The organism is Actinoplanes sp. NPDC051470 (genome assembly GCF_040682035.1).
Lineage (GTDB): Bacteria > Actinomycetota > Actinomycetes > Mycobacteriales > Micromonosporaceae > Actinoplanes.
This window is the reverse complement of the sequence record NZ_JBFBAA010000001.1, coordinates 572,266-584,993: the sequence shown is the minus strand read 5'-3', so window position 1 is coordinate 584,993 and position 12,728 is coordinate 572,266. Positions and strand designations below refer to the sequence as shown.

General features: G+C 71.0%; 13 protein-coding genes. 12 read left to right on the top strand and 1 reads right to left on the bottom strand.

What is annotated here, in order from left to right:
• Nucleotides 1-79 precede the first annotated feature (79 nt).
• Genes trpS through AB0M54_RS02785 form a run of 4 tightly spaced genes read left to right on the top strand, consistent with a single transcriptional unit; the run spans nucleotide 80 to nucleotide 2,972 of the window.
• Nucleotides 80-1,105 carry a tryptophan--tRNA ligase gene (gene trpS, locus AB0M54_RS02800; RefSeq protein WP_364468775.1) on the top strand — a complete coding sequence of 342 codons (1,026 nt, stop codon included), beginning with the start codon at nucleotides 80-82 and terminating at the stop codon, nucleotides 1,103-1,105.
• A gap of 4 nt (nucleotides 1,106-1,109) precedes the next feature.
• Nucleotides 1,110-1,634, top strand: a complete 525-nt coding sequence (locus AB0M54_RS02795; protein WP_364313928.1) for a 2'-5' RNA ligase family protein — start codon at nucleotides 1,110-1,112, stop codon at nucleotides 1,632-1,634.
• 2 nt (nucleotides 1,635-1,636) lie between these two features.
• A complete protein-coding gene (locus AB0M54_RS02790) occupies nucleotides 1,637-2,572 on the top strand; it encodes a YihY/virulence factor BrkB family protein (RefSeq protein ID WP_364468773.1) in 936 nt (311 codons plus the stop codon).
• Between the two features lie 10 nt (nucleotides 2,573-2,582).
• Nucleotides 2,583-2,972: a hypothetical protein gene (locus AB0M54_RS02785; protein WP_364313933.1), complete on the top strand. Its 390-nt coding sequence runs from the start codon at nucleotides 2,583-2,585 to the stop codon at nucleotides 2,970-2,972.
• Nucleotides 2,973-3,166: 194 nt separating this feature from the next.
• Here AB0M54_RS02785 and AB0M54_RS02780 read toward each other — a convergent pair whose 3' ends face one another.
• The gene (locus AB0M54_RS02780; RefSeq protein WP_364313936.1) at nucleotides 3,167-3,757 is read right to left on the bottom strand and encodes a TetR/AcrR family transcriptional regulator; all 591 of its coding nucleotides are present in this window, start codon (nucleotides 3,755-3,757) and stop codon (nucleotides 3,167-3,169) included.
• A gap of 102 nt (nucleotides 3,758-3,859) precedes the next feature.
• Here AB0M54_RS02780 and AB0M54_RS02775 point away from each other — a divergent pair, with 102 nt between their 5' ends.
• The 8 genes from AB0M54_RS02775 (at nucleotide 3,860) to AB0M54_RS02740 (ending at nucleotide 12,728) form a co-directional block, all read left to right on the top strand.
• Nucleotides 3,860-4,849, top strand: a complete 990-nt coding sequence (locus AB0M54_RS02775; RefSeq protein ID WP_364468771.1) for a hypothetical protein — start codon at nucleotides 3,860-3,862, stop codon at nucleotides 4,847-4,849.
• A 64-nt stretch (nucleotides 4,850-4,913) separates the two neighbouring features.
• A complete protein-coding gene (locus AB0M54_RS02770) occupies nucleotides 4,914-5,171 on the top strand; it encodes a hypothetical protein (protein WP_364313941.1) in 258 nt (85 codons plus the stop codon).
• Nucleotides 5,172-5,384: 213 nt separating this feature from the next.
• Nucleotides 5,385-6,467 (top strand): BMP family ABC transporter substrate-binding protein, encoded by a 1,083-nt coding sequence (locus AB0M54_RS02765; protein WP_364313944.1) that lies wholly within the window; start codon nucleotides 5,385-5,387, stop codon nucleotides 6,465-6,467.
• A 226-nt stretch (nucleotides 6,468-6,693) separates the two neighbouring features.
• Nucleotides 6,694-8,163, top strand: a complete 1,470-nt coding sequence (locus tag AB0M54_RS02760) for an ABC transporter ATP-binding protein (RefSeq protein WP_364313947.1) — start codon at nucleotides 6,694-6,696, stop codon at nucleotides 8,161-8,163.
• Nucleotides 8,160-9,419 (top strand): ABC transporter permease, encoded by a 1,260-nt coding sequence (locus AB0M54_RS02755; protein WP_364313950.1) that lies wholly within the window; start codon nucleotides 8,160-8,162, stop codon nucleotides 9,417-9,419. The genes AB0M54_RS02760 and AB0M54_RS02755 overlap by 4 nt, the downstream gene beginning before the upstream one ends.
• Nucleotides 9,420-9,424: 5 nt before the next feature.
• Nucleotides 9,425-10,696: an ABC transporter permease gene (locus tag AB0M54_RS02750; protein ID WP_364317043.1), complete on the top strand. Its 1,272-nt coding sequence runs from the start codon at nucleotides 9,425-9,427 to the stop codon at nucleotides 10,694-10,696.
• 35 nt (nucleotides 10,697-10,731) lie between these two features.
• Entirely contained in the window at nucleotides 10,732-11,451 is a 720-nt protein-coding gene (locus AB0M54_RS02745) for a cytidine deaminase (protein WP_364313953.1), read from the top strand.
• Nucleotides 11,430-12,728, top strand: coding sequence for a thymidine phosphorylase (locus AB0M54_RS02740; protein ID WP_364469178.1), 1,299 nt, complete (start codon nucleotides 11,430-11,432; stop codon nucleotides 12,726-12,728). The genes AB0M54_RS02745 and AB0M54_RS02740 overlap by 22 nt, the downstream gene beginning before the upstream one ends.

Sequence of the window (12,728 nt, the reverse complement as noted above, 5' to 3'; positions counted from 1 at the left end):
GTCAACACGACCGAACATACATAGGTCGCACGCACGGGCGGTTTACGGGAAGTGGGCCGAGACTGTCACAATGACGCTCATGTCCGACGCCGCCCCTCGCCCGCGGGTGCTCTCCGGGATCCAGCCCACCGCCGACTCGTTCCACCTCGGAAACTATCTGGGCGCGGTGCGTAACTGGGTGGCCTTGCAGGACTCACATGACGCGTTCTACTGCGTGGTCGATCTGCATGCGATCACCGCCGGGCACGAACCGGTGGCGCTCCGCAATCGCACACGTCTCTCCGCCGCACAGCTGCTCGCCGTCGGCCTCGACCCCGATCGATGCACGCTGTTCGTGCAGTCGCACGTCCCCGAGCACGCCCAGCTGGCCTGGGTGCTGAACTGCATCACCGGTTTCGGTGAGGCCGGGCGCATGGTCCAGTTCAAGGACAAGTCGGCCAAGGCCGGGCAAGATTCCACCTCGGTCGGCCTGTTCACCTATCCGATCCTGCAGGCCGCCGACATCCTGCTCTACCAGGCCGACCAGGTGCCGGTGGGCGAGGACCAGCGACAGCACCTCGAGCTCACCCGCGACCTGGCCCAGCGGTTCAACACCCGGTACGGCCCGACCTTCACGGTGCCCGCGGCGTACATCGTCAAGGACACCGCGAAGATCACCGACCTGCAGGAGCCGACCGCGAAGATGTCCAAGTCGGCGTCCTCGCCGAACGGCATCATCGAGCTGCTGGAAGACCCGGCCCGCTCGGCCAAGAAGATCAAGTCGGCGGTCACCGACACCGGCCGCGAGATCCTCTACGACGAGGTGGCCAAGCCCGGCATCAGCAACCTGCTGACCATCTACGCCGCGCTGACCGGCCGGACCATAGACGAACTGCTCGAGCAGTACGACGGCCGCGGCTACGGCGACCTGAAGAAAGACCTGGCCGAGGTCGTGGTCGAGTTCGTCAAGCCGATCCAGGAGCGCACCCGGGCCTACCTCGAAGACCCCGGCTACCTCGACAAGGTGCTGGCCGTGGGGGCGGAGAAGGCGCGGGCGGTGTCCGCGGTGACACTCGCGCAGGCGTACCAGAACATCGGTTTCCTCAGCCCGGCGCGCGGAGCCTGACCGCGTGGCCCCGACCACCACGATCGGCGTCGCGATCGACATCCCGGAGCCGTGGGGTTCGCAGCTCACCAAGCGCCGCGGCGAGGCCGGCGACCCGCAGGCCGCGTTCACGCCCGCCCACGTGACGCTGCTCGGGCCGACCGAGGTGGACACCGGGCTGCTGCCGGCCGTTGAGGAACACCTGGCCACGGTCGCGTCCGGGCAACCGCCGTTCACCATCCACCTGCGCGGGACCGGCACGTTCCGGCCGATCACCGAGGTGGTCTTCGTGACCCTGGCCCAGGGCATCAGCGAGTGCGAGCTGCTGGCCGAGGCGATCATGGCGGCCGACGGGCTGCGTCGGGAGTCGCGATTTCCGTACCATCCACACGTGACCGTCGCCCAGGACGTGCCCGCCGCCGCGCTCGACGCCGTCTTCGACGATCTGGCCCCGTTCTCCTGCCGGTTCGGCGTCGCGTCGTTCACGCTGTTCTCGCATGGTGGCGAGGGCCCCTGGCGCCGGCGTCGTGACTTCTCGCTCGGGGGCTGACGTTGGCTGACGGTCGGCCCGCGAGCGCCGTCGACCGTGCCTACGACGCGATCGTCGCGCGGCTCATGGTCTGGCGGCACCGCTCGAAGTACTTCGACCACTTCAGCCGGGCGATCCTGCGCTACGACGAGGTCAACGGCGGCCGGCTGGCCGCGGCCATCGCGTACTACGGCTTCTTCGCGGTCTTCGCGCTGCTGCTGATCGGCTACTCGATCTTCGGCATCCTGCTCGGCAACAACGACGACCTGTTCGACATCGTCCGCGAGTTCCTCGCCCAGAACCTGCCGTTCCTCGACCTCCAGCAGGTGCTGGACAGCGGTCGTGCGGTCGGCATCATCGGCCTGGTCGGCCTGGTCTGGACCGGCCTCGGCTGGGTCGACGCGATCCGCTCCTCACAACGCCTGATCTGGCGGGTCAACGAGCACCCCGGCTTCTACGGCATCCGTCAGCTCGTCGACCTCGGCGTGCTGCTCGGCATCCTGGTCCTGGTCGGCCTGTCGGTGGGCGCCGTCAACCTGCTGGAACGGCTGCTCACCTGGCTCTCCGACGGGCACGCGGGCTGGCTGCTGACCACGGTCAGCTGGATCGCCATGATCGCGATCAACATGTTGCTGGCGGCGGCGCTGCTGGCCGCCGTGCCCCGGCTGCGGATGACCGTGCGCCGGATGATTCCGCCGGTGCTCCAGGTCGGTGTCGGCATCACGTTGCTCAACACGGTCGGTAAGTATCTGGTCGGCCTGGTCGAGCGGAACCCGGCCTACGGCCTGGTTGCCAGCGCGGTCGGCGTGCTCTTCTACCTGTACCTCTTCAACCAGGTCCTACTGTTCGGGGCGGCGTGGGCGGCGACCAGCCCGCACGGCCGCGTCGTCGACCTCGCAGCTGACGATAAAACTGCTCCGGTAGGACAAAATACCTGGATTCGGCACCACAGTCCGTAATGATGTGCCCGTGGGCAGTCTCGTGACGCTCAGCCTGCCGCCGGACTCCCCGGTGGCCGCCCTCCCGTGGGTGATCACGGTCAGCCCGCTGGACGACGCCGAGGGCTGGGAGCCGGTGGTGTTCGGGCCGTACGAGCGGGCCCACGCGCTGGCGCTGGCCCAGGCCGTGGTGGCCGACGACGACCTGGTCGCCGTGGTCGAGCCGCTGCTGCCACGGGTCGACGCCGAGGCGATCCGCGACGAGATCGAGGCGGTGCGTTCGGCCGCCGAACTTCCGCCGGGCGACGACGAGCCGCCGGACTACATCGAGACCGTCGAGCCTGGGCCGGCGCCCACCGCCACCGACGTCCGGGCCGGCTTCGCCCGCCTGGCCGCCAAGCTCCCCGGCATGGCCGGCTGACCCCTTTGCTCTGAGCGCGTATAGGCAACACCCGGTGACAAACCGGGCGAACCGCGGGGCTCTGCGCACTCATACGCGTCATCCGCGCGACAAACCGGGCGAACGGCGGGGCTCTGCGCACCTATACGCGTCACTCGCGCGACAAACCGGGCGAACGGCGGGGCTCTGCGCACCTATACGCGTCACCTCGGCGGTCAGCGGGTGAGGATCGCGCGCATTCCGGCGGCGAACGTCTCCTTGTCAGGCTTGCCGATGATCATGCGTTGCAGGGCGAAGCCGGGCACCATGCTGAACAGCACCGCGGCCATTGCCTCGGGGTCGACGCCGGCGGGCAGCTCGCCACGCTCGGCCGCGCGCTCGGCCAGGAGCGTGAAGGTGCCGTGCATCGCCGCGTACCGCTCGCGCACGATGTCGCCGATCGCCGGGTCGATCGTCGCCTCGCCCCAGACCTGCACACCCAGCGGGAAGTTGCCGCCCGGGCCGACCTGCGCGTCGACCAGCTCGAGCACCTGTTCCATGGCGTCCGGCAGCGGCACCGGCGGCTCCTGGTCGGCGATCTCCTGGATGCGCGCGGCGATGCCGCCGGCGACCTGCTCGGCGATCGCGCTGATGATCTCGTTCTTGGACTTGAAGTAGCGGTAGACCGCGCCCACCGAGAGGCCGGCCTCGCGGATCAGGTCCTGCATCGACGTGGCATGCAGGCCGTTGCGCAGGAAGCAGGCGCGGGCGGCGGCCAGGATCTGCTCGCGGCGGGCGGTCAGGTGGTTCTCGGATACGCGTGGCACGCCCCACACTGTAAAACGAACGCTCGTTCTTGACTACGGGCGACGCCGGGGAGCATTCTGGGCAAGTCAAAGAGAACGAGCATTCGTTTTAGGAGATCCCTGATGCGATCCCACCGCACTCCGCTGACCGCGGGCCTGCTCATCGCCCTCGTCGTCGTCGCGCTCCAGGCGCTGCTGGTGCCGCTCTTCGCCGGCCCGGCCACCAACCTCGCGCCCCGTGACCTGCCGATCGCGGTCGCCGGCCCGCCGCCGGCCACCGCCGCGATCACCCAGAAGCTGGCCGCTGAGCACCCGGGCGCGTTCGAGGTCACCACGCTCCCGGACGCCGCCGCCGCGGACGCCGCGATCCGCGACCGGTCGGTCTACGGGGCGATCGTCGTGGCCGGCCCCGCGCCCGAGGTGCACGTGGCGTCGGCCGGCAGTCCCACCGTCTCCGCCCTGCTCGGCCAGGCCGCCGGGCCGCAGGCCAAGGTCGTCGACGTGGTTCCGCTGCACGCCGGTGACCCGCGGGGCACCGGATTCGGTGCCGGCTTCCTGCCGCTCGCGATCACCTCGCTGCTGGCCGGGTTGCTGATCTTCTTCGTCGTCCGGCGCCGGGGCGCCCGGCTGACCGCGCTGCTCGGCTACGCGGTCGCGGCCGGTCTGGCCGGCGCGGCGGTGCTGCAGGGGTGGCTCGACGTGCTGCCTGGCGACTACCTCGCGGTGGCCGGGGTGCTCGGGTTGTTCGGCCTGGCCGTGGCCGGCGCGATGACCGGTCTGGGCGCCATGTTCGACCGGCCCGGGCTGGGGCTCGGCGCGGTCACGATGTTCCTGGTCGGCAACGCGCTCGGCGCGGTCGCGGCGGCGCCCGAGCTGCTGCCCCAGCCGTGGGGCGCGGTCGGCCAGGCGTTGCCGATCGGCGCCGGGGCGACGCTGCTGCGGTCGGTCGCGTACTTCGATGGCCACGGCGGGCTGACCGCGGCGATCGTGCTGGGGTCGTACGCGATCGGGGGTCTGCTCCTGACCGCCCTCGGCCGTCGCCGCACCGCCCCGGCCACGACGGAGGCCGCGCCGGTCGCCACGCCCGACCCGGAACACGCGCCGGCCCACTGAGGGCCGACCGAGAAGGCGCCGGCCCGCTGAGCGCCCGACCCCGAAGACCGCCCATACTCTCCGCGTGGTGATCTCGCGGAAATGGGCGGTCTTCCTGGTGCTGGTGGGCGTCTGGACCTGGCTGATCTGGCCGCGGTTCGGGCTGGCGATCTGGCGGGACGACCGGGCGTTCGACGGCGGCTCGCCCACCGCGTTCCTGTGGATCCACGCCCTGCTGATCGGCGCCTCGCTGGCCATCGGAACCGTCGTCGGAGTGCTCGGGGTCCGGGCCTGGCGGGCCGAACGATCCGTCGCCGACCAGGGCGCGTCGCCGAAAGATTAACGGCACGTTTCGCGGTCCACCGGGCAATTCCCCGCCGATTCCACCGAAAGCCGCAGCCTGTCCGCCGGGCGGTCGCCCGGAGGTAACGGTGCGCCAACAGTCCGGCCGGATTTCCTGACGCGGCTCTGGCCTGCGCGTACGCTCGCGGCCGAGAACTCACCACGAGTCTTCGGTGTGCTGTGGAAGGAGGGCGTTTTGCGCCCAGTACGTGGGATGCGGATCGTTGCGATTCTCGCGGCCGGTGGGCTCACGCTCGCTGCTGCCGCGTGTGGCGACGCTCCCGTTGAGACCCCGAGCGGTTCCGGCAGCAGTGCCGGCGCCGGAGCCCCATACAAGGCCTGCATGGTCACCGACGTCGGCGGCATCGACGACAAGTCGTTCAACGCGTCGGCCTGGGCCGGCGTGCAGGCGGCCAAAACCGCGCAGAGCAACATCGCGCCGGAGTACGTCGCCTCGACCGCCGAGGCCGACTACGAGCCCAACCTGCGTGGCTACGTCACCAAGAAGTGCAACTTCATCCTCGCGGTCGGCGGCCTGATGGGCGACGCCACCAAGAAGGTCGCGGCCGAGAGCACGAGCCAGCAGTTCGGCATCGTGGACAGCGCGATCGAGGGCGCCAGCAACGTCTACCCGATGCAGTTCGCCACCGACCAGGCCGCGTTCCTGGCCGGCTACGTCGCGGCGGGCTACTCGAAGTCCGGCAAGGTGGCCACCTACGGCGGCCTGAAGATCCCGCCGGTGACCGTCTTCATGGACGGCTTCGCCGACGGCGTGGCGTACTACAACAAGCAGAAGAGCAAGAACGTCCAGGTGCTCGGCTGGACGAAGGCCTCACAGAACGGCACGTTCGCCGAGTCCTTCACCGACCAGAACAAGGGCAAGGCGATCGCCAACAACTTCGTCTCGCAGGGCGCCGACGTGATCATGCCGGTGGCCGGTGGCACCGGGCTGGGCAGCGCCGACGTGGCCAAGGCGGGCGGCGGCAAGACCGCGATCATCTGGGTCGACCAGGACGGCTGCAAGAGCGCCGAGCAGTACTGCGACGTCTTCCTGACGACGGTGGTCAAGAACATCACCGACGCCGTGGAGCAGGCCGTCGCGGCCGGTGGCGCGGGCCAGCCGCTCAACGCCGACCCGGGCTACCTGGGCACGCTGGAGAACAACGGCGTCTCGATCGCGCCCTACAACAAGTTCGACAGCAAGGTCGACGCCGGGCTCAAGGCCGAGGTCGACAAGCTCAAGGCGGACATCATCGCCGGCACGGTGAAGGTGGAGTCGGCCAGCTCCCCCAAGTAGCCCTGTGAGATTTGTTCACGACGGTGGAGACCGCGTGGCCGGCCTACGGATCGGCGTCGGTCCAGGCAGGTCGTGAACAAACCTCGATAGGTAGCATCCAGGCCGCCGCACGGTACGTGAGTCCAGCTCAGCTCACGACCGGGCGGCGGCTCTGCACCGTTTACGCCACCGGGAGAATCCGCTGAGACTCGAACTGCGCGGCATCACCAAGCGCTTCGGCGACCTGGTGGCCAACGATCACATCGACATCACCGTCGAGCCCGGCGAGGTGCACGCGCTGCTGGGCGAGAACGGCGCCGGCAAGTCCACCCTGATGAACCAGCTCTACGGCCTGCTCCAACCGGACGAGGGCGAGATCCTGGTCGACGGCGAGCCCAAGGTGTTCCGCAGCCCCCGGGACGCGATCGCGGCCGGCATCGGCATGGTGCATCAACACTTCATGCTGGTACCGGTGTTCAGCGTGGCCGAGAACATCGCGCTCGGCTCCGAGGAGACCCGCGGCGGTCCGCTCGGCTGGCTCGACCGCCGCCGCAACCGGCGCGACGTGCTGGAGACCTCCCAGAAGTACGGCCTGCCGGTCGACCCGGACGCCCTGATCGAAGACCTGCCGGTCGGCGCCCAGCAGCGGGTGGAGATCGTCAAGGCGCTCACCCGCGACGTCGACCTGCTGATCCTGGACGAGCCGACCGCGGTGCTGACCCCGCAGGAGACCGAGGAGCTGCTCGCGGTGATGCGCGGGCTCTCCGACTCGGGCAAGTCGATCGTCTTCATCACGCACAAGCTCAAGGAGGTCAAGGCCATCGCCGACCGGATCACCGTGATCCGGCGCGGGCGCACGGTCGGGACCGCCACCCCGGACACCCGCGAGGACGAACTGGCCACGCTGATGGTCGGCCGGCAGGTGAGCCTCGAGGTCAGCAAGACCGCGGCCGAGGCCGGGCGGGACGTGCTGACCGTGTCCGGCCTGGTCGTCGAGGACGACCGGGGCGTCCGCGCGGTGGACGGGGTCGACCTGGTGGTCCGGGCCGGCGAGGTGCTGGGCGTGGCCGGCGTGCAGGGCAACGGACAGACTGAGCTCGTCGAGGCGATCATGGGGCTGCGCGAGGCGCGCGCCGGGTCGATCACCCTCGACCACGAAGACCTGACCAGCATGGGTACGAAGCAGATCCTCCGTTCCGGGGTCGGTTACGTCCCCGAGGACCGCAGCCTCGACGGCGTGGTCAAGGAGTTCACGGTGGCCGAGAACCTTGTGCTCGACATGTACGACCGGCCGCCCTACGGCAACGCGCTCAGTCTGAACCCGGGCGCGATCGCCCGGGCGGCGCGGGAACGGGTCGACCAGTTCGACATCCGCACCTCGTCACCGGACGCCACCGTCGGCACGCTCTCCGGCGGCAACCAGCAGAAGGTCGTGGTGGCCCGGGAGATGTCGCGGCCGCTGCGGCTGTTCATCGCGGCGCAGCCGACCCGGGGCGTGGACGTCGGCTCGATCGAGTTCATCCACGGCCGGATCATGCACGAGCGCGACATCGGCACCGCGGTGCTGGTCGTCTCCAGTGAGCTGGACGAGGTGGTCGGGCTGGCCGATCGGATCGCGGTCATGTACCGGGGCAAGATCCTCGCCGTCGTACCGCCGGACACCCCGCGTGAGGAGCTGGGTCTGCTGATGGCCGGCATCGTCGGTGACGCGGCATGACCGACGTCACCGAGAAGACCGAGAAGACCGGGGAGCCGAAGGAAGAGTCCTTCGTCGCCCACTTCGTGCGCAACCTCTGGTCGGCCAACACGGTCACCGTGACCGTACTGTCGATCGTGCTCGCCATGGTCATCGGCGCGATCCTGATGATCGTCTCGGACGAGGAGGTGCGGGCCACCTTCGCCTACCTCACCGCCCGGCCGAGCGACGCGCTCACCGGCAGCTGGAACCTGGTCAGCACGGCGTACGCCGATCTGTTCAAGGGCGCGATCCTCGACCCGGCCGCGATCTCCGCGTGGGCCGACGGCAGCGGCACCTGGCAGGCCGCGATCACCCCGCTCTCGGAGACCCTCACGTACGCCGCGCCGCTGGTCTTCACCGGCCTGTCGGTGGCGCTGGCCTTCCGCGGCGGCCTGTTCAACATCGGTGGTCAGGGCCAGGCGGTCATCGGCTGCGTGACCGCGGCCGTGGCCGGGTTCGCGTTCCCGATGCCGATCGTCATCCACGCCGTGGTGGCGCTGGTGGCCGGCCTGATCGGCGGCGCCGCCTGGGGCTTCCTGCCGGGCATCCTCAAGGCCCGGACCGGCGCCCACGAGGTGATCATCACGATCATGCTCAACTACATCGCCGGGCTGTTCCTGAGCTGGCTGATCATCCAGAAGGGCGTGCAGAACCCGGCCCGGACCGACGCGATCAGCAAACCGGTGGACGCCTCGGCCCAGCTCGCCTCGATCGGCGGGCCGGTCCGCGTACACCTCGGCATCGTGCTGGCCGTGCTGGTCACCGCCGGCGTCGCCTGGCTGCTCAACCGGTCGGCGTTCGGTTTCGAGCTGCGGGCGGTCGGCGCCAACCCGGCCGCGGCCCGGACCGCCGGCATCAGCGTGGCCCGGACGTACACGATGCTCATGGTGGTGGCCGGCGGCCTGGCCGGGCTCGGCGGCGCGACCCAGGTGCTGGGCACGGCACACACGCTGACCCCGGCGGTGGCCGGCAACATCGGCTTCGACGGCCTGCTGGTCGCGCTGCTCGGGCGCAACCGGCCGTGGGGCACGCTGTTGGCCGCGATCCTGTTCGGCGCGCTGCGCGCCGGCGGCAACCGGATGCAGTCGTTCAGCGGCGTCTCGATCGAGCTGGTCACCGTGGTCCAGGCGGTGATCGTGGTCTTCATCGCCGCGCCCGCCCTGGTGAAGACGATCTTCCACCTGCGCGCCGCCCGCTCCGCGCGGCTCGGCGCATCGATGGCGAAGGGCTGGTGAGCGGGTTGTCGACCGCAACGGCAGATGTGGCCGGGGTCGAGGCGCCCGCCCCACCTCGGTTCTGGGACCGGCACCGCCGGCTGGGCGCCGCGCTGGTGCTGCTCGGCCTGGCCGCCGCGATCGCGTTCGGCGCGGTCGCCAAGTCGGCCACCGCCCGGTTCACGCTCAGCCCCGGCAACGAGGGCCCGGCCCTCTCCATCAACGGCCAGCTCGGCGCGATCCTGTTCGGCGTGATCACGGTCGTCTTCGGCGGCCTGCTGCTGGCCGGGGTGGCCCAGCGCCGGCGGACCGCGTTCCTCGGCCTGGGCATCGCCGGGCTGGTGCTGTCCTTCCTGAGCTGGCAGGTGGCCGGCCAGTTCATGTCGCTGGTCGACGCCGCGAACGGCGCCCTGGTCTTCGCCCTGCCGCTGATCCTCGGCTCGTTGGCCGGTGTGCTCGGCGAGCGATCCGGCGTGGTCAACGTGGCCATCGAGGGCCAGTTCCTGATGGGCGCGTTCTTCGCCGCGCTGGTCGGCACCATGGCCGGCAGCGTCTGGGCCGGTCTGTTCAGCGCGGCGCTGGGCGGGGTGCTGATCGCGGCGCTGCTGGCCGTGCTGGCCATCCGCTTCCTGGTCGACCAGGTCGTCGTCGGCATCGTGCTCAACCTGCTCGCCCTCGGCGTCACGGGCTTCCTGTACGAGCGGCTGATGCAGCCGGAAGCGGCCCGGTACAACGAGCCGCCGGACATGCCGACCTGGCGGGTGCCCGGGCTGGCCGACATCCCGGTGATCGGGCCGGTGCTGTTCAACACCACGGTGCTGGTCTGGATCGCGCTGATCCTGGTCGTGGCCATCCACTTCGGCCTGTCCCGCACCCGCTGGGGCCTGCGCACCCGAGCCGTCGGCGAGCACCCGACCGCGGCCGACACGGTCGGCATCCGGGTCCGTGGCCTGCGCTACTTCAACGTGCTGGTCGGCGGCGTGATCGCGGGCTTCGGCGGCGCCTACTTCACGCTGATCGGGGCCGGCTCGTTCACCAAGAACATGACCTCCGGGGCGGGCTTCATCGCCCTGGCCGCGCTCATCTTCGGCCGGTGGACCCCGCTCGGCGCCCTGGCCGCGGCGCTGTTCTTCGGCTTCGCCCAGAACCTGACGTTCTTCCTGAGCTCGATCAACAGTCCGGTGCCGAGCCAGTTCCTGGGCATGCTGCCGTACGTCGCGACGATCATCGCGGTGGCCGGTCTGGTCGGCCGGGTCCGCGCGCCCGCGGCCGACGGCGTGCCATACGTCAAGAGCTGACAACGAGCACAGCCGGGACTGGCAGAATCAGCCGCATGGAGATCGACTGGGCCGGGTTGCGGGAAGCCGCGATCGAAGCCATGCGGCATGCGTACGCGCCGTACTCGGACTTCCCGGTGGGGGTCGCGGGGCTGGTCGACGACGGCCGGGTGGTGGTCGGCTGCAACGTCGAGAACGCGTCGTACGGTGTCGGGCTCTGCGCCGAGTGCGGCCTGGTGACCTCGCTGCACGCCACCGGCGGCGGCCGGCTGGTCGCGGTGTCCTGCGTCGACGCCACCGGCTCGCCGCTGATGCCGTGCGGCCGCTGCCGTCAGCTGCTGTACGAGCACGGCGGGCCGGACTGCCTGGTCGAGGCCACCCCGCGCCCGCTGCGCATGTCCGAGCTGCTGCCGGACGCGTTCGGGCCGGCCGACATCGAGAAGGTGACCGGCGCGACGCCGGTGCCCGAGGTGCCGACCGCGCTGGCCAAGTGGCGCGGTCGCGGGACCGTGTTCGTCCACCCCGACCTGGCCGGCGGCGAGCAGGTGTGGACGGCGTACTGGGAGCGCTCGGCCGGCAGTTCGGACGCCGTCGACGCCGAGAAGGGCGTGCTCGAGGAGGGCCCGAACTTCCCGGCCACCGCCGACGCGGTCGAGTGGGGCCGCGTGCGTACCCCTCGGATCGTGGTCGTCGACGCGTCGGGCGGCCTGTCCTGGGCCGGTGAGGGCTCCCCGCCCGAGGGCATCGACGTCCGCTGGGAGGAGGAGCCCTCGTGACCTTCGCCGCGGTGGACGTGATCCGGGCCAAGCGCGACGGCCAGGTGCTCAGTGACGCGCAGATCGACTGGGTGGTGGACGCGTACACCCAGGGGGTGGTGGCCGACGAGCAGATGGCCGCGCTGGCCATGGCGATCCTGCTGCGCGGGATGACGCCGGGGGAGATCTCCCGGTGGACCGCCGCGATGATCGCCAGCGGCGAGCGGATGGACCTGGGCGGCGTGGGCCGGCCGACCGCCGACAAGCACTCCACCGGCGGCGTCGGCGACAAGATCACGCTGCCGCTGACCCCGCTGGTGGCCGCCTGCGGCGCCGCCGTGCCGCAGCTCTCCGGGCGGGGCCTCGGCCACACCGGCGGCACGCTGGACAAGCTGGAGTCGATCCCGGGCTGGCGGGCGTCGCTGACCGGCGCCGAGTTCCGCGACCAGCTGCGCGACGTGGGCGCGGTGATCTGCGCGGCCGGCGCCGACCTCGCACCGGCCGACCGCAAGCTGTACGCCCTGCGTGACGTCACCGGGACGGTCGAGTCGATCCCGCTGATCGCCAGCTCGATCATGAGCAAGAAGATCGCCGAGGGCACCGGCGCGCTGGTCTTGGACGTCAAGGTGGGCAGCGGCGCGTTCATGAAGGACGCCGTCACCGCGGGCGAACTGGCCCGGACCATGGTCGACCTGGGCACGGCCGCCGGCGTGCGGACCGTCGCCCTGCTCACCGACATGAGCACCCCGCTCGGGCTGGCCGTCGGCAACGCGGTCGAGGTGGCCGAGTCGGTCGAGGTGCTGGCCGGTGGGGGACCGGCCGACGTGGTCGAGCTGACCCTGGCGCTGGCCCGGGAGATGCTCGACGCGGCCGGGCTGACCGACGCCGACCCGGCGGAGGTGCTGGCCTCGGGGGCCGCGATGGACTCCTGGCGGTCGATGATCCGGGCCCAGGGCGGTGACCCGTCGGCGCCGCTGCCCGAGGCGCGGGAGACCGAGGTGGTGCGGGCGGCGGCCGACGGGGTGGTGCGTTCGATCGACGCGTACGGGGTCGGCGTCGCGGCCTGGCGGCTCGGCGCGGGCCGGGCCCGCAAGGAGGATCCGGTCAGTTTCGGGGCCGGCGTGGTGCTCCGGGTGAAGCCGGGCGCCACCGTGCGGGCCGGCGATCCGCTCTGCGAGCTGCGTACCGACGAACCGGATCGGTTCGCCTCGGCCCGCGATCTGGTGGCCGGGGCCATCGTGGTGGACGATGGCGCTCCGCCCGTACCCTCATGGCTCCTGATCGATCGGATCGCCTGA

Bases quoted from the DNA above. Each gene is read 5' to 3' on its own strand.
- trpS (WP_364468775.1), top strand. From the start codon at position 80: ATGTCCGACGCCGCCCCTCGCCCGCGGGTGCTCTCCGGGATCCAGCCC.
- AB0M54_RS02775 (WP_364468771.1), top strand. From the start codon at position 3,860: ATGCGATCCCACCGCACTCCGCTGACCGCGGGCCTGCTCATCGCCCTC.
- AB0M54_RS02765 (WP_364313944.1), top strand. From the start codon at position 5,385: ATGCGGATCGTTGCGATTCTCGCGGCCGGTGGGCTCACGCTCGCTGCT.
- AB0M54_RS02755 (WP_364313950.1), top strand. From the start codon at position 8,160: ATGACCGACGTCACCGAGAAGACCGAGAAGACCGGGGAGCCGAAGGAA.
- AB0M54_RS02745 (WP_364313953.1), top strand. From the start codon at position 10,732: ATGGAGATCGACTGGGCCGGGTTGCGGGAAGCCGCGATCGAAGCCATG.